The organism is Hydrogenobaculum sp. Y04AAS1 (assembly GCF_000020785.1).
Classification (GTDB): domain Bacteria; phylum Aquificota; class Aquificia; order Aquificales; family Aquificaceae; genus Hydrogenobaculum.
In genome coordinates this window covers 201,668-216,720 of sequence record NC_011126.1, presented here as the reverse complement: position 1 = coordinate 216,720, position 15,053 = coordinate 201,668, and the positions used below count along the sequence as shown (strand labels likewise).

22 protein-coding genes and 1 tRNA gene are annotated in these 15,053 nt (G+C 35.8%); 13 read left to right on the top strand and 10 right to left on the bottom strand.

The genetic code is table 11. The features are described from left to right. Window positions 1–31: 31 nt before the first annotated feature. The 4 genes from HY04AAS1_RS01235 to HY04AAS1_RS01220 are packed head-to-tail and all read left to right on the top strand — an operon-like array spanning window position 32 to window position 4,003. Window positions 32–1,954, top strand: a complete 1,923-nt coding sequence (locus HY04AAS1_RS01235; protein WP_012513290.1) for a GGDEF domain-containing protein — start codon at window positions 32–34, stop codon at window positions 1,952–1,954. Window positions 1,955–1,974: 20 nt separating this feature from the next. Beyond that, window positions 1,975–2,886, top strand: a complete 912-nt coding sequence (locus HY04AAS1_RS01230) for a MoxR family ATPase (RefSeq protein WP_012513289.1) — start codon at window positions 1,975–1,977, stop codon at window positions 2,884–2,886. Continuing rightward, window positions 2,883–3,098 (top strand): hypothetical protein, encoded by a 216-nt coding sequence (locus HY04AAS1_RS01225; protein WP_012513288.1) that lies wholly within the window; start codon window positions 2,883–2,885, stop codon window positions 3,096–3,098. Before HY04AAS1_RS01230 ends, HY04AAS1_RS01225 begins: the two co-directional genes overlap by 4 nt. 2 nt (window positions 3,099–3,100) lie before the next feature. Then, window positions 3,101–4,003 (top strand): Ppx/GppA phosphatase family protein, encoded by a 903-nt coding sequence (locus HY04AAS1_RS01220; protein ID WP_012513287.1) that lies wholly within the window; start codon window positions 3,101–3,103, stop codon window positions 4,001–4,003. Window positions 4,004–4,005: 2 nt separating this feature from the next. Here HY04AAS1_RS01220 and HY04AAS1_RS01215 read toward each other — a convergent pair whose 3' ends face one another. The 8 genes from HY04AAS1_RS01215 to rfaD form a co-directional block, all read right to left on the bottom strand. After that, complete coding sequence (locus tag HY04AAS1_RS01215; RefSeq protein ID WP_012513286.1) at window positions 4,006–4,575, bottom strand: sulfite oxidase-like oxidoreductase; 570 nt, start codon at window positions 4,573–4,575, stop codon at window positions 4,006–4,008. A gap of 67 nt (window positions 4,576–4,642) precedes the next feature. Next, window positions 4,643–5,056: a hypothetical protein gene (locus HY04AAS1_RS01210; protein ID WP_012513285.1), complete on the bottom strand. Its 414-nt coding sequence runs from the start codon at window positions 5,054–5,056 to the stop codon at window positions 4,643–4,645. A gap of 1 nt (window position 5,057) precedes the next feature. Further along, window positions 5,058–5,969, bottom strand: a complete 912-nt coding sequence (locus HY04AAS1_RS01205) for a beta-ketoacyl-ACP synthase III (protein WP_012513284.1) — start codon at window positions 5,967–5,969, stop codon at window positions 5,058–5,060. Then, on the bottom strand, window positions 5,969–6,988 hold the full coding sequence (gene plsX, locus HY04AAS1_RS01200) for a phosphate acyltransferase PlsX (protein ID WP_012513283.1): 1,020 nt from the start codon (window positions 6,986–6,988) through the stop codon (window positions 5,969–5,971). Before plsX ends, HY04AAS1_RS01205 begins: the two co-directional genes overlap by 1 nt. Before the next feature lie 11 nt (window positions 6,989–6,999). Beyond that, window positions 7,000–7,182: a 50S ribosomal protein L32 gene (rpmF, locus tag HY04AAS1_RS01195; protein WP_012513282.1), complete on the bottom strand. Its 183-nt coding sequence runs from the start codon at window positions 7,180–7,182 to the stop codon at window positions 7,000–7,002. Next, window positions 7,163–7,678, bottom strand: a complete 516-nt coding sequence (locus tag HY04AAS1_RS01190) for a DUF177 domain-containing protein (protein WP_012513281.1) — start codon at window positions 7,676–7,678, stop codon at window positions 7,163–7,165. The genes rpmF and HY04AAS1_RS01190 overlap by 20 nt, the downstream gene beginning before the upstream one ends. Window position 7,679: 1 nt before the next feature. Beyond that, window positions 7,680–8,645: a cysteine synthase B gene (gene cysM / locus HY04AAS1_RS01185; protein WP_012513280.1), complete on the bottom strand. Its 966-nt coding sequence runs from the start codon at window positions 8,643–8,645 to the stop codon at window positions 7,680–7,682. Continuing rightward, window positions 8,642–9,574 carry an ADP-glyceromanno-heptose 6-epimerase gene (gene rfaD / locus HY04AAS1_RS01180; protein ID WP_012513279.1) on the bottom strand — a complete coding sequence of 311 codons (933 nt, stop codon included), beginning with the start codon at window positions 9,572–9,574 and terminating at the stop codon, window positions 8,642–8,644. Before rfaD ends, cysM begins: the two co-directional genes overlap by 4 nt. A 171-nt stretch (window positions 9,575–9,745) precedes the next feature. Here rfaD and HY04AAS1_RS01175 point away from each other — a divergent pair, with 171 nt between their 5' ends. From HY04AAS1_RS01175 to HY04AAS1_RS01150, 8 genes are all read left to right on the top strand, one after another. After that, entirely contained in the window at window positions 9,746–10,324 is a 579-nt protein-coding gene (locus tag HY04AAS1_RS01175; RefSeq protein ID WP_012513278.1) for a hypothetical protein, read from the top strand. A gap of 46 nt (window positions 10,325–10,370) precedes the next feature. Then, window positions 10,371–10,565 (top strand): hypothetical protein, encoded by a 195-nt coding sequence (locus tag HY04AAS1_RS01170; protein ID WP_012513277.1) that lies wholly within the window; start codon window positions 10,371–10,373, stop codon window positions 10,563–10,565. 11 nt (window positions 10,566–10,576) lie between these two features. Beyond that, window positions 10,577–11,161 carry a hypothetical protein gene (locus tag HY04AAS1_RS01165; protein WP_012513276.1) on the top strand — a complete coding sequence of 195 codons (585 nt, stop codon included), beginning with the start codon at window positions 10,577–10,579 and terminating at the stop codon, window positions 11,159–11,161. 68 nt (window positions 11,162–11,229) lie between these two features. Then, window positions 11,230–11,364, top strand: a complete 135-nt coding sequence (locus HY04AAS1_RS08515; RefSeq protein ID WP_012513275.1) for a hypothetical protein — start codon at window positions 11,230–11,232, stop codon at window positions 11,362–11,364. 375 nt (window positions 11,365–11,739) lie between these two features. After that, window positions 11,740–11,967 (top strand): hypothetical protein, encoded by a 228-nt coding sequence (locus tag HY04AAS1_RS01160; RefSeq protein ID WP_012513274.1) that lies wholly within the window; start codon window positions 11,740–11,742, stop codon window positions 11,965–11,967. A gap of 86 nt (window positions 11,968–12,053) precedes the next feature. Then, window positions 12,054–12,470, top strand: coding sequence for a NifB/NifX family molybdenum-iron cluster-binding protein (locus HY04AAS1_RS01155; protein ID WP_012513273.1), 417 nt, complete (start codon window positions 12,054–12,056; stop codon window positions 12,468–12,470). A gap of 226 nt (window positions 12,471–12,696) precedes the next feature. Further along, window positions 12,697–12,831 (top strand): hypothetical protein, encoded by a 135-nt coding sequence (locus HY04AAS1_RS08510; RefSeq protein WP_337954079.1) that lies wholly within the window; start codon window positions 12,697–12,699, stop codon window positions 12,829–12,831. Window positions 12,832–12,849: 18 nt separating this feature from the next. Further along, window positions 12,850–13,359 (top strand): gamma carbonic anhydrase family protein, encoded by a 510-nt coding sequence (locus HY04AAS1_RS01150; protein ID WP_012513272.1) that lies wholly within the window; start codon window positions 12,850–12,852, stop codon window positions 13,357–13,359. A gap of 229 nt (window positions 13,360–13,588) precedes the next feature. Here the strand turns inward: HY04AAS1_RS01150 and HY04AAS1_RS01145 are convergent. Next, a tRNA-Arg gene (locus HY04AAS1_RS01145) sits at window positions 13,589–13,661 on the bottom strand. Between the two features lie 130 nt (window positions 13,662–13,791). On the opposite strand from HY04AAS1_RS01145, the gene HY04AAS1_RS01140 reads away from it, so the two are divergent. Continuing rightward, on the top strand, window positions 13,792–14,757 hold the full coding sequence (locus HY04AAS1_RS01140) for a hypothetical protein (protein ID WP_012513271.1): 966 nt from the start codon (window positions 13,792–13,794) through the stop codon (window positions 14,755–14,757). 109 nt (window positions 14,758–14,866) lie between these two features. On the opposite strand, the gene HY04AAS1_RS08405 is transcribed toward HY04AAS1_RS01140, so the two are convergent. After that, window positions 14,867–15,040 carry a hypothetical protein gene (locus tag HY04AAS1_RS08405; protein WP_156769301.1) on the bottom strand — a complete coding sequence of 58 codons (174 nt, stop codon included), beginning with the start codon at window positions 15,038–15,040 and terminating at the stop codon, window positions 14,867–14,869. Between the last annotated feature and the right edge of the window lie 13 nt (window positions 15,041–15,053).

Genomic DNA, 15,053 nt, shown 5'->3' with positions numbered 1-15,053 from the left:
CTTAAGTTATTTTGTAATATAATTAAAAATTATGCATTTATTTTATAAAATAAAGAAGTTTATAGTTACGTCTATAACACATAAGCTTATATTTAGATTGTTTGTACTTATAACATCAATAGTCATTATAACGGAAGGAATATTTGCTGTTTCTTTTAGAGAGCAAGGTATTAGATACGCTTTATCAAAAGCCAATACTGTGGCTGGTATTGTAAGAGACGGACTAACATCTTTGATGGTAATGGGCGTTATAAAAGATAGGGAGTCTTATATTAAAAGGCTTGAGCGAGTAAAAGGTGTAACAAACATACATATAGTAAGGGGAGAAGCTGTAGATAAACAGTTTGGTCCAGGGCTTCCGACAGAACAACCAATAGACAACTTAGAAAAACTTGTACTTTTAACAGGAAAGCCTATTTACAAAATATATGAAAGCCCATCAAAAGTGCTTGTTAGAGACATAATACCCTATAAAGCCTCGAATAAAGGCATAGTAAATTGCTTTCAGTGCCACGAGGTCCAAAACGGCCAGGTATTAGGCGCAATAGATATAACACTTGATGTAACAGGCATAAGATATAAAGCATTTTTAGTAATGTTAACTACGCTGTTAATTTTTGTTGGGCTTTTTGGTGCGTTATCTTACTCTATATTTAGATTCTCAAAACCATATATAGATATGTTTAATAAGCTTATAAAGAGCTTCGACTCACTGCAAGAAGGAAGATTCGAAGAAGCTAAGATAAGAGATAGCAGCGTATTAGAAAACAACGAAATAATAGATGAGGCTGGTAAGGTGGTGATATTTTTCAATAAGATGATCGATATACTGCATAACGCTTTAAACAGTATACATCAAAAAGCTTTCACTCTAATAGGATACGATGTTATGAATTCTGGCAACACCATAAAAGATACCGATAAAATAGTAACAGAACTAGAAAATATATATAAATTCAAAAAAACCATAGAAAAAGATAGCTCTAAAGAAGATATATACGAAAGACTACGATTAATACTAGAACACTACATGTCTTTGGATAAGTTTAGCTTATATGAAGTGCATTACGATAAAATGAAGCTAATATTTGCAAATGGCACCGACAAACTCTGGTGCAAGGAAGAAATCTTAAAGGACAACAACTGTTGCAGAGCCTATAGGACTGGTGCAGACGTAAACAGCGATGAATTTCCAAACGTATGCAAGTGTTTTATAAAGGACTATAATGAATTTCAAAAACAAGAAGATTCTTTGGAATATTACTGCATCCCGATATATCTAAACGGACACGTGCACAACGTATTGCAAATTGTATATGAACACTACATGAAAGATTTTGTAAATATGATGATACCTTATATAAAAGGCTATCTAGATGAAGCTATACCTGTTATGGAGTCTAAGCTTTTAATGGAGAAACTAAAAGAGCAATCTATAAAAGATCAATTAACAGGATTCTACAATAGAAGATATATAGAAGAAGCCATAGACCCTATATTAAATAACGCCAAAAGAAAAGGTGAAACCACGGGTGTTTTGATGATAGATGTGGATCACTTCAAAGAGATAAATGACAAATATGGACACGATGTAGGAGATATGGTGTTAAAAACAGTAGCTCAAACTATAAAAGAATCCATAAGAGAATCGGATATTCCTATAAGGTTTGGTGGTGAAGAGTTTATGGTGCTTTTAACAAACGTAAAACCCGGAGATAGTGAAAGTGTTGCCGAGAAGATAAGGAAAAATATGGAAAACAGAGTTATAAAATTACCAAACAACACCACTATAAAAAGGACGATAAGTATAGGAGTATCTGAAATACCAACAGATACTGATAAATTCTGGCAGGCTGTTAAGTTTGCAGATGTCGCTCTTTATAAAGCAAAAGAATCTGGCAGAAACAAAGTAGTTAGATATCAAAAAGATATGTGGCAAGAAGAAGAATATTAAGTTAAAATATAACAGTTCATATGGCTATTAATCCTAAAAAAGTAGAATTTGAAATATCAAGAATTATAAAAGGCAAAGAAAACGTTATAAGATATGTATTGGCTGCTTTCTTTGCTGGCGGGCATATTCTTATAGAAGATGTACCTGGGGTTGGTAAAACTACGTTGGCTATATCTATGGCAAAGGCTATGTCATTAATTTTTAATAGAATACAATTTACATCAGATTTGATGCCTTCGGATGTCTTGGGCATATACATATACGACGAAAAGAAAAGAGATTTTGTATTTAGACCTGGTCCTATCTTTAGCAACATAATACTTGCGGACGAGATAAATAGGGCTCCACCAAAAACTCAAAGCGCTTTACTAGAGGCCATGGCAGAAAAAACCGTTAGCATAGAGGGTAAAACTCACAAGTTAGAAGATGTCTTCTGTGTAATAGCCACTCAAAATCCAATGGACAACTATGGCACGTTTGCATTGCCAGAATCAGAATTGGATAGGTTTATGATAAAAATATCTATGGGATACCCATCCTACGATATAGAAAAATTGATGATTTTGAACGGGGACCCTTCGGAAAGGTTAGCAGATATACAATCTGTACTTACAAAACAAGATGTTTTAGATATTATAAAACATGTAAAGCATATACACGTATCAGAGGATGTGGCAGACGTACTTATGTTTATAGTACAAAAAACAAGAAAACACAAAGATGTATATGTAGGTGTGTCTCCAAGGGGTACTTTGCAAATGATAAATCTGGCCAAATCTTATGCCTTCTTGATGGATAGAGATTTTGTAACACCTTTTGACATAATAGAGTTAGCTCCCATAGCTTTTCCACATAGAATATTGACAGACGATACCACCCAAAAGAAAAATTCTATTATAATAGAAGAGATAGTAAAAGAGGTTAAGTTATGAAGATGTTTTATGGAATATTGTTTTTTCTTATAGTAGCTGTATTAGCTTATATCACGTGGCTAAATAAAGATAGCTTATTTTCCATAAAGTTAAGCCCTGCAATAGATGGATATTACTACCATACTATCTATTATCCTATTGGAGTATGGCTTACTGGCGCTATTGTGATAGGTTTTATAATAGGATATATTTTGGGGCTTTTAAAAAAATAGACATGAAAGACGTTGTAGCGGCAATAGACATAGGTTCATACAGTATAAGGCTTGGCATAGCCACCAAAGAACCTTTTGAAATAATTTTTGAAAAAGGAAACATAGTAGAATTAGGCACCGGGGTAAAAGAAACTGGCTTTATAAAAGAAGAAAAAATCAAAGAAGCTTTGGAAACTTTAAAAGATTTTAAAAACACCATAGACAGCTACAATGCTTCAAACATCATTGCAGTAGGCACAGAAGCTCTAAGAAAAGCAAAAAACGCTGATGATTTTATAAAAAAAGTAAAAGAAGAAGTTGGTATAGATGTAAATATTATTAGCGGTGAAGAAGAAGGAGAGCTTTCTTTTAAAGCAAGCATATTTTCCCTGGGGCTTAAAAAAGACGCAGTTGTGATAGATCAAGGTGGTGGTTCTACAGAGTTTGTTTACGGAAAAGCTTCTAATATAAAATCTATAAACTCTTTTCCTTTTGGTATAGTAAATCTTACCGAAGAGTTTTTTAAGCATGACCCACCTACCGATGAAGAAATAAAAGCTCTTTTTGATTTTCTTGAAAAAAACATAAAACAAGTACTAAAACTAGTAGATAGTATAGTGGCAATAGGAGGCACCATTACAACTATAGCAGCTCTTCACTATGGTGTATATCCTTACAACGGCAAAATAATACACGGTAAAATCCTGTCTTTAGATGCTTTAGAAAAATGGTTTTGGGCACTTGCAAAAATACCAACAGAAGAAAGAAAAAAATACAAAGAGATAGAAGATAAAAGAGCAAAGGCTATAGTATCTGGTATAGCCATATTTTATAAAGTTTTGGAGCTTTTTGAAAAAGATTACCTTATAATAAGCGACTTTGGTCTAAAACATGCTCTTCTTTTAAAAGCAGCAGGACTTATATAAAGCTAATCTTCACTAAAACGCTCTTCCTTCCAAGGGTCTCCTATATCGTGATAACCTCTAAGCTCCCAAAATCCCTTTACGTTTTTATCCATAAACTCAAGAGCTTCCAAATACTTTGCACTTTTCCATGCATACAAAGAAGGGATCACAAGCCTTATAGGAAAGCCGTGCCTTTTCGGGATAATTTCACCGTTCATTTTATAAGCCAATATAGAGTTTTCATCGTAAAGATACTCTATAGGAAAGTTTGTGGTATATCCTTCAAGACAATGAGCCATAACAAACTTAGCTTCTTTCTTTGGTTTTACCATCTCTAATATTTTTTTTGTTTTTACGCCTTCCCAAACGATATCTCTTACACTCCAAGTGGTAACACAGTGAAAATCCGCCACCACTTTGTCTTTTGCCATAGATACAAACTCATCGTAAGTTATTTCTATAGGATTTTCTAAAAATCCAAAAAACTTCAACCTATACTTAGATAAATCAACATCTTTTATATCTTTTACTATATCGTAAACAACAGGTTTTGAAATCCATTTTTGTCCTTTTGGCAATCTATCTTTTTCCATAAGAAAAAAATTTACATTCTTAGATTTTATAAGTTATGACCAAGCTACCTTTATTTTTAGCAGTGTTTTAGGTTGGCTTTTTTAACTCTTTGTCAAGATGTTTGTAAATCTCATCTATTTTTATACCCGAGTTTTCAATGTCTGTTTTTAACACCGTAGGATCAAAATAGTGGTTCTTGGCGTTTAAAAAAGAAAACCTCTTGTCTTGATTTCTAAACATAGCTATCAAAGGTGTGGTATAATAGCTTCCTTTTTTATCTTGCCATGCAACATATCCCACGAATACATAAGGGTTGTCGTTTTTGATAAAACCGCTAAAGCCAAGTATATCGCTTATAGTATTAGGATAATATCCAAGTATATATTCTCTTAATTCTTGTAGAAACTGAGGCATTTCAACTGATTGCTGGTCTATAGGAGGTTGTTCTTGTTCTATCTTTTCACTATCGTCATCAGAGTTAAATCTTATAACCTTACCCATCTTAAAACTCCAAAACGCTAGCTCCCCATGTAAGTCCTCCGCCCATAGCCGTTAATAGAATTTTATCTTTTCTTTTTAATATACCTTTTTCAAAAGCCTCATACATAGCTATAGGTATAGAAGCAGCACTAGTGTTTGCATACTCTTGTATGTTTACATAAACTTTTGAACTTGGAACACCAAGTTTTTGCGCCAACGAGTTTATTATACGTATGTTTGCCTGATGAGGTATCACAAGAGATATTTCATCTATGCTAACGTTTGCCTTTTCAATAGCCATTCTACAAGCAGCTTCCATGTTTCTTACAGCGTATTTAAACACTTCTTTTCCGTTCATCTTTAGAAAATCGCATTTCTCAGCATAAAGAAGATCCTTGTACTTACCATCGGAAAACATAACACTTGATAATATATCCCCTTCTCCTTTTGTAATTACAGCAGCACCGGCCCCATCTCCAAAAAGCACACAGGTGCTCCTATCGGTCCAATCCACTATAGAAGAAAGTTTTTCTACTCCTATAAGAAGTATTGAATTTACATTTGAGCTTTCTATGTAAGATTTTGCTATATCAAGCCCATACAAAAACCCACTACAAGCAGCCGATATATCAAAAGCAAATCTTGATTTTATATGCTGTTGAACTACACAAGCTACAGCTGGAAAAAGCATCTCTGGGCTTAAAGTGGCTACTATTATAAGATCTACTTCTTCTAAACCGGCTTTTTCAAGAGCCATCTTACCAGCTTTCACAGCCATATCGTATATAGACTCATCTTTTGCTACGTGTCTTCTTTTTATACCAGTTCTCGTAGTAATCCACTCATCGGAAGTATCAATGTTTTTTTCCAAATCCTTGTTGGTAACAACATGAGAAGGCACGTAAATGCCTATAGACTTTATAGATACGCCCATTATTGCTCCTTTAAGACTGGTTCTATATATTTTACAAAGTTTTCTTTCATTCTTTCGTTGAAGTGGTGAGATAAAAATGCTCTAGCTATCTTTATAGCGTTTTTTATGGCTTTCGCGTTTGCTCTACCATGTGTTATTATAACAGGTTTTTTTGCTCCTAAAAGTGGTGTACCACCGTATTCTTCAAAATCTACTTTTCTCTTAAAAGCATTTATAGCTGGCTTCATCAAAAAAGCTCCAAGCTTACTTATTTTTCTTTTCATAACCTCTTCTTTTATCATATCTATAAGAGCCATACCAAGACTTTCAGATGCTTTTAAAACTATATTTCCTACAAACCCATCGCATACTATGACGTCAAAAGTACCGTTGTATATATCTCTACCTTCAGCGTTTCCTTTGAAGTTTAACTTTGTTTCTTTTAAAAGCGGAAACGTTTCTTTTACAAGCTCGTTGCCTTTCCCTTCTTCTTCTCCTATACTTAAAATACCTATGGTTGGATTCTTTACACCCAATATCTCCTCTGCGTAAGTATGTCCTATGATGGCAAAATCCAAAAGATGCCTTGGTCTACTATCAACGTTTGCTCCCACATCAACAAGCACAGTCTTCTTACCAAGCTTGTTTGGAAGAGCTACAGCTATAGCTGGTCTTTCTAAAAACTCCGCCGCCCCCACCACAAATTTACCTATCACCAACACAGCACCGGTGTTGCCAGCAGATACAAGAGCATCGGCTTGATTTTCTTTTAAAAGCTTACCAGCTATATATAAAGACGAGTTTTTCCTTTTCAACACAGAAGAAGGAGATGAGTTAATCTCAATTGAATCTTCAGAATTTATAATTTTTATATCTTCTCTTAATTTATACTTTTTCAATACCTGTCTTATAAGCTCTTCTTTCCCTACAAATAAAACTTCACAGTTTAGTTCATCTAAAGCTAGTATACCACCTTTTACTATCTCATCGGGGGCATAATCACCCCCCATACAGTCAAGCGCTATACGAAAGCTTTCCATTTATAGCTAAATTACACTTCTAATACTTGTTTATCTCTGTAATAACCGCAGTAAGGACAAGCCCTGTGTGGCATTGCAAATTCTCCACAATTTGGACATTTTACCATATTAAAAGATTTTAGCTTCGCAAAAAAAGCTTGCGCCCTTCTTTGGTTTCTTCTCCAACGAGAAGTCCTACGCTTTGGTACCGCCATTTTTTTCCTCCTTAGTTAGTAACTCTTTAAGTATAGCAAAACTTTTGTTTCCTTGCTCAACTTTTGATGGCAAACTACAAGACTCTTCACATAAAAATTTTATAGGCATAGCACCTATAAGAGCATCCAAAACAACCTCAGAAGGATCAAACTCCTCCTGGTCTATGTAGTAAGTGTAGAATTCTTCTTCTTTTAACATGTGTGATTTTGAATATGTTTCTAAACTTTTATCTAAAAGCTCAAAAACCTCGTCCAAAACTATATCAAATCCAAACTCCTTAAGGCAAACAGAACAAAAAGCCCTTACCTTAGCCTCTAACTTCAAAGATAGCTCATATCTCATATAACCTTTTGGTGATATATTGATCTTCACATTGGCCTCAACACTTTCTATATCCTCAGGTAAAAAATCTTTCCAAAAATCCTTTTTTATATCCTCTTCAAAGGAGTAAGTTTTTTGGCTTTTAAAAATATCTACAAGGTTTAAAATCTCCATATCACTTACCCCACACTCTAGTGGATAGATATCTATCCCCGCCATCTGGAAACACCGTCACAATGAGCCCACTTTCAAGCTCTTTGGCAAGTTTTATAGCACCAGCCAAGGCAGCTCCAGAAGATTGTCCTACGAAAAGCCCTTCTTCCTTGGCAAGTCTTCTTGTAAGTTCGTAAGCTTCTTCCGTATCTACAAAGATTGTTCTATCTAAAAACGTTTCATCAAAAATACCTGGTTTTATAGAAGACTCTATATGCTTTAGGCCTTCTATGCCATGAAATGGATAGGCTGGTTGGATGCCTATAACCTCTATGTTGGGATTGTAAACCTTTAACCTTCTACCAGTACCCATTATAGTCCCACCGGTACCAATCCCTGCTACAAAATGAGTAATCTGACCTTTAGTTTGATTGTATATCTCTATACCAGTAGAGTAAAAATGAGCTTGCCAGTTGGCTTGGTTGTTGTATTGGTCTAGATACACATATCTATCTGGATATTTTTTTACAATATCTCTAACGTATAAGATAGCCCCGTCTGTGCCCTCCAAAGGATCAGTATAGTGGGTTATAGCCCCATAAGCCTCCAGTATCTTCTTACGCTCTTCGCTTACGTTTGATGGCATAGCAAGCTCTACTTTTATACCAAGTGAAGCTCCTACCATAGCAAGCGCTATACCCGTATTACCAGAGGTGGCGTCTATCACAGCCTTATCTTTTTGTATAATACCTTTTTTTATGGCGTTTAAAAACATAGAAAGAGCAGCCCTATCTTTTACAGAGCCCCCTGGATTCGTAGATTCAAGCTTTGCATATATTTTCACATTTGGGTTTATATCAAAAGCCTCTAAAACTTTTTTTATTCTTACCAAAGGTGTGTTGCCCACAAGCTCCAAAGAGCTTTCCCTTGGTTTTAAATAAGGCTCGTCGTGTTCTCCTAATACCCAAAAAATACCCTTTAAACTCATATCAGCTTCAAGCTTTTAAGATAATGCTCTATACCAGATTCCAAATCATATTTGGGCTCGTAGCCAAGCTTTTCTTTGATAGCACTTATATCGGCTTCTGTGTAGTTTTGATAAAATTCGTATGGACAGTCAAAATACTCTATTTCGTAGTTTGCACCCATGAGATGGTTTAAAATCTCTACTATATCGTTGAAGCTTCTTGCCTTGCCATAGCCTACGTTAAATATACCACTAGCATCGTATCTTTCCAAAGCCTTTATATTTGCTTGCAATACATCTTCTATATAAACAAAATCTCTTTTTTGCTCACCATATTTAAAAAGTCTTGGGTTTTTGCCAGATTTCATCTGCATGGCAAGTTGATAAATCATACTGGCGGTTTTGCCTTTGTATTGCTCTCCCATGCCGTATACGTTGAAGTATCTAAAACCCACTGCCCTAAAAGAAGGATATTCTTCCATCTTATTTTTAACGAGGTTATCAGCCATTAGCTTTGAAAAGCCGTATACGTTTTCCGGTATAAGACCCCTATCTTCTCTCATAGGTGCTTCTGTGTTGCCATACACTCCAGCAGAAGAAGCGTATATAAGCTTTGCATCCCATTTTATACAAGCATCTATTATATATTTCATGCTATTGGTGTTTACATCCATCATAAACTTCTGATCAAGGATTGTGGTATCTGTAATAGCTCCGTTGTGAAAGACCGCTTCAAAAGAGGCGTATTCTTTTTTAAGATATTCCCATAGGTCTTTATCTTCTATAGCCCCTTCTATCACATCGCCTTTAAATCCATAAAGAGTTTTAAAGTATCCTGAAGAAAAGTTATCCACCACAAGGATATAAGCTTTTGGGTAAAGCTCTTGAAGCCTTAAGGCTATCCTTGAGCCTATAAAACCGCTTCCACCTGTTATTAGAAATTTTCTCATAAAAATATTTTAACTTAAATATTTAAGGTATAAGGCTTTAAATATATTGAAAAACATCAAAGAAAAATATGATATATACCATATTATATGTTGGACTTTCTTGGACAGGCTTACCTTCGTTTTTTGGCTTTTAAAAGAAATTTAACATATCACTTTTAGGAGGTAAGGCCCATGCTAAAAACCTTTGTAATGCCACATGTAGCACCTATCACGGAAACCTTTGACCTTGAGAGGTCAAAAAGCGCTGTTCAAAACCTTATAAGGTTTGGCGGATACGAGCTTTTATCAAGATTTGTGGCTGTAGTAGATATGGGAAGCTCAAGCTCATTGCCCCAATCTGCAGACAACTATTACTTTGTCTTTGGCGATGTAATAAACGGCCAAGCTCTTATAATAGCCGATGCACTCAAGTTTTGGGCAAAAGAGTTAAGAGTTTCTTCTCATAAGAAAAGTTCTATAAAAGGCTCAAAAACCGCCGAAGAGATAGCTATATTAAACGACATACTAAAGGAGTTAAAAGACCAAAACCAAGAAGCTACAATACAAAACCTCATAAGCTCCTTAGAAAAAAGAAAAAAGTCAAGCTCCAAAACCCCAAGCTTAGGCACAGTACTATCTAACTCCGGCAAGCAAGATATAGTAAGCGTTGGAAGATGTGTCATAAGAAAACTAGAATCTGAAATAAGAAGCAAAAAAGACAGAAAAACCGGCCAAGTGGTCTTGTATCGCTCCTGCGATCAATTAACCTAAACATAATTTGCCCCCTGTAAAGGGGGCGTTAAAAGGAGGTAGTTTTATGGATTTTAAAATAATTAGCCTGTTGATAGAAGATACACCAAAATTTGTAAAACTGGTAGAAGATATAGAAGTCCTTATAAAAAATACAAAGGATCCTCATCAAAAAAATTTGCTTTTGGAAATTGTGGATATACTGGAAGAAATAACACCAAGACTCCAAAGCGTGTTAAGAGATTTAGAAGAAATAGGATAAAGGAGAAAGCTATGAAAGAAAAGGCTATTCTAGAAAAGATATTTGTATCCCAAGACAACAAAGATATCAGGTCAAAAATAAAATCTTTGATAGGCTACGATATACCAAGCATAATAGAAGCTTGGGTAAATTATGTAGGATACAAAACGCTATACGATAAGGACATAACAGAGCTTTTATTAAAAGCAAATATACTAGATGATGAATTTGCAAAATTTCTCCAAAGCTTACAAGCCATAAAATCCACCAAAAACAGAATATCTAAAAAAGAGTTTTTAAGCTTGTTTAAAGAACTCATATCAAATACAGGTTATATGGCTAACGCCCTACCCTATATAGAAGACATAATAACTTACATAGGACATGCCCTTTATCTTATTATGCTAAGTGGTCTTGATGTAAAACCTTTTAGTTTCATGCTTTTAAAAGCAAAACACCAACAAACTCTTTATAAAAACCCTCAAAATCAATCCGGGTCCATCAAGCAGATAGAATACACAGCGCATGCAAAGATAAAAGGTATCAAGGTAAAAGAAGCTGTAAAACAATCACCTCCAGACATGTCTTGGAACAAAGATGCCTTTGGGAGATTTTAATCAAAATACTTGGAGGGCTTTTGCCCTCTTTTTATATTTATTTTATATTGATGTTGTAAAATAATACTATGAACACATGGAAAGCATTAGCAAAACAACAAATGGCATTTTCTCATTACTCAGGTGCAGTGGTAATAGTACTTTCTATCATATTTGCCATAGGTATGCTGGCTATACTTGCAGTAGCTTTAAAAAGCAAATAGAGCGATACAATCGCATTTTACATCGTAGCAAAATGAAAGAACAGACATATACCACGTAAGAAATGCCAAGCACACTAGAGCGATACAATCGCATTTTAATTCGTAGGTTGATGAAAGAACAGGCAGAGCGGCAACGTCCGCATTTCACATCGTAGGTTGATAAAAGAACAGGCAGAGCGATGAAATCGCATTTTATTTCTGGGGTTGACGAGGGAACAGGTACTGGTAGTGTAAGAAATGCTTCCAGCACACTACGATGTAAGAAATGTTACACACACTAGAGCGGTAACGCCCGCATTTTACATCGTAGCAAAATGAAGGAACAGGCATATACGATGTAAGAAATGCTACACACACTAGAGTTATAATAAACTAATGGATATTTGGCATAGCATAATGAATTTTATACATATGTTGGAAGGCACACCCTATCAAGGGCATACACATTGTTATAACTGCATGTTTCAAACAGGGCAAATACCAAACGTATTTAAGATTTACGCCCAAAGGCTTGTAGAAACTGTTGTGATAGGTGGTTTGTTGATAGTTATTTTTTCTAAAATCGTAAAACACGAAGAAGATAGGATAAACAAAGAAGACTAATTATGATAAAACTTCTACTACAATCTAAATTTTTAACTAATTTAATAGTTAGTATTTATTAACCTTAAATTTTTAGGAGGTGCTCTATGAAAATGCTTAAAACAGTAGAGAGATTTACATTGCCAGAAGGCTTTGAATCTTATGAAAACCATGTGGCTATACCAATAAAAGCCCCAAAGGAAAATAGCCCCATCAAAATATCACCACTTTTTGGAGAAGTGAAGTTTTTTGCTTTTTACGATAAAAACTCAAAAACCATTAAAACCCTAAGAAACCCGGTAGAAAGGGGCGGTATGGTGATAAGGTTTTTACTATCTCTTGGTGTAAGAGAACTTATAGCCCTACACATGGGACAAGGAGCTTACAACCTCGCTATAACAAATGGTATGAAGGTGTATTTTGCCGAAGATGATAAGATAAGTTTTGATGAGCTTTTAAAAAAATACGAATCTAACGAACTTACCCTCATAACCCCCGATAAATTTGAGCTTCTTACAAGGTAGAGCGGTAACGCCCGCATTTCACCTCGTGGGTTGACTAAAGAACAGGCAAAAGAGCTAAAGCTAAAAAATAGGTAGAGCGGTAACGCCCGCATTTCACCTCGTGGGTTGACTAAAGAACAGGCAAAAGAGCTAAAGCTAAAAAATAGGTAGAGCGGTAACGCCCGCATTTCACCTCGTGGGTTAATGAAGGGACAGGCAGAGCGACGAAATCGCATTTTACTATTGCGTGGCAGACTTGTCGGGGGTTGACGAGGGAATAGGCACTGGTAGTGTAAGAAATGCTTCCAGCACACTATACGATGTAAGAAATGCCAAGCACACTTTAGCTGCGGTGATCATCAGCATCATCATTAAAAGATAATTTGCTATAATACTTTTCATGTTAAAAGCTTACAAAGACTTTTATCCAAAAATAGGTAGCGGCGTATATATAGCAGATAACGCTTTTGTAATAGGAGATGTAGAACTTGGAGATGATGTTAGTGTATGGTTTGGCACCGTTGTAAGAGGAGATGTAAATTATATCAAAATTGGCAACAGAACAAACATTCAAGATAATTCCGTAATCCATGTAACCCACGACACGCATCCAACCATCATAGGACACGATGTCACTATAGGACACGGGGCTATAATACACGGATGCACTATAAAAAATTTTGTACTGGTGGGAATGGGAGCTACCATCATGGACGGAGCTACAATAGAAGATTTTGTATTGGTAGGGGCAAGAGCCCTCATAACACCAAACAAACATATACCAAGCGGTGTTTTGGTAGCAGGAAGCCCAGCTAAAATAGTAAGAGACTTAAAACCAGAAGAGATAGAGCTTATAAAAGAATCTGCTTCAAACTATGTAAGATATAAAAATAATTATTTAGCGATGTAATCGCATTTTACTATTGCGTGGCATACTTGTGAACCGTGGCAGACTTGTGAACCGTGGCAGACTTGTGAACCGTGGCAGACTTGTCGTAGCAAGACAAAAGAACGAGCACTGGTAGTGTAAGAAATGTTGTACACAGGGTGGTTTACCATATTTCAGATGCCTATTTTCTTAATAAACGCTTATCTCACGATGTAAGAAATGCCTTCGGCACACTTATCAAGTCCTTAAACGTGTCTGGCGGGATTCGAACCCGCAATCTCAGGTTCCGGAGACCTGCGCTTTATCCGTTAAGCTACAGACACTTTATCCTTTGATATTTATTTTAACCTATAAAAAACCAAAACAACATATTTTTAATTTTCGTATAAAATAATGTTAATACCACATATATTTTATGTTATAATAACATAAATTTATTTTAGGAGGTTGAACATGAGAAGGTGGGAATGGTTGAGCTTGTTCGTATCAAAAACGGTTTTTGCGTGCGCTTGCGGATGTGGTGTGTTTGAAGTTACACTACCAAGCATGATGCCAAGAAACACGGAAAACACGGTATTTTTTAAATATACGTTTATGGATCAAAATGAGACTTGGCACGGTAGTTCCAAAGCCGATAGCGCTTTAAATCCAGACCAAAAGATAAGAACAGACTTCTTTACCATAGGATATCAACATATGTTTAATAGAAGTTGGGGAATTCACATAGAAATACCATTTTGGGATAGATATTTTAGCACTGATACAAATGGCACGCCCGGTATTACCGATGAACAACTTGGCGTTAATCCAAACGTACAATCCACTGAGCATTTTACCTTAGCAGATATAAGAATAATGGGTATATACTCTGGTTTTTCACCAGATATGAGTACTGGGCTTCTTTTTGGGTTTATACTACCAACAGGACCGCATAACCTTACAAATCTAAAGATAGAAGATCCAGATACTCAGCCAGGTTATGGTTCTTTGGGTAGTCTTTTAGGCTTTTATCATTATGGATATCTAACAAAAAATGTTCAGTGGTTTAGTGAAGGTATGTGGAGACACCAATTTTACGCTGTCACAGAATCAGACGGCGGAACTTACAAACCGGGAGATAGTTTCAATGTATCTTTGGGAGCTTACTATCTTAAGTTTATGCAAAAATACCATGTATCTCCGTTTTTAGAAGCCATATACTCAGTAAGAAATAAAGACGATGGATCAGACGCCGCATACACAAACAGCGGTTCTCCAAGCAGCGGATTTCAAAGGCTTTTTGTAGCTCCTGGAATAGAGTACAAATTTGGAAATTACGATCTTAGTGCAAATGTTCAGATACCTGTATACACATACGTAAACGGATATCAACAGGTGGCTCCTTACATGTTTAGCGCTAGCGTAAGTTATAGCTTTTAGGATTTAGATAGAGCGATATAATCGCATTTTACATCGTGAACAAAACAGGGAACAGGTATACACGAGGTGAAAATGCCAAGCACACTAGACCGGTGACGCCTGCGTTTTACTATTGTGTGGCAGACTCGTCGTGAACAAAGCAAAGAACAGGCACTGGTAGTGTAAGAAATGCTACGCACACTAGAGCGGTGAAATCGCATTTTACTTCGGGGGTTGATGAAGGAATAGGCACTGGTAGTGTAAGAAATGCTACGCACACTACGATGTAAGAAATGCTATACACACTTTTGATATAA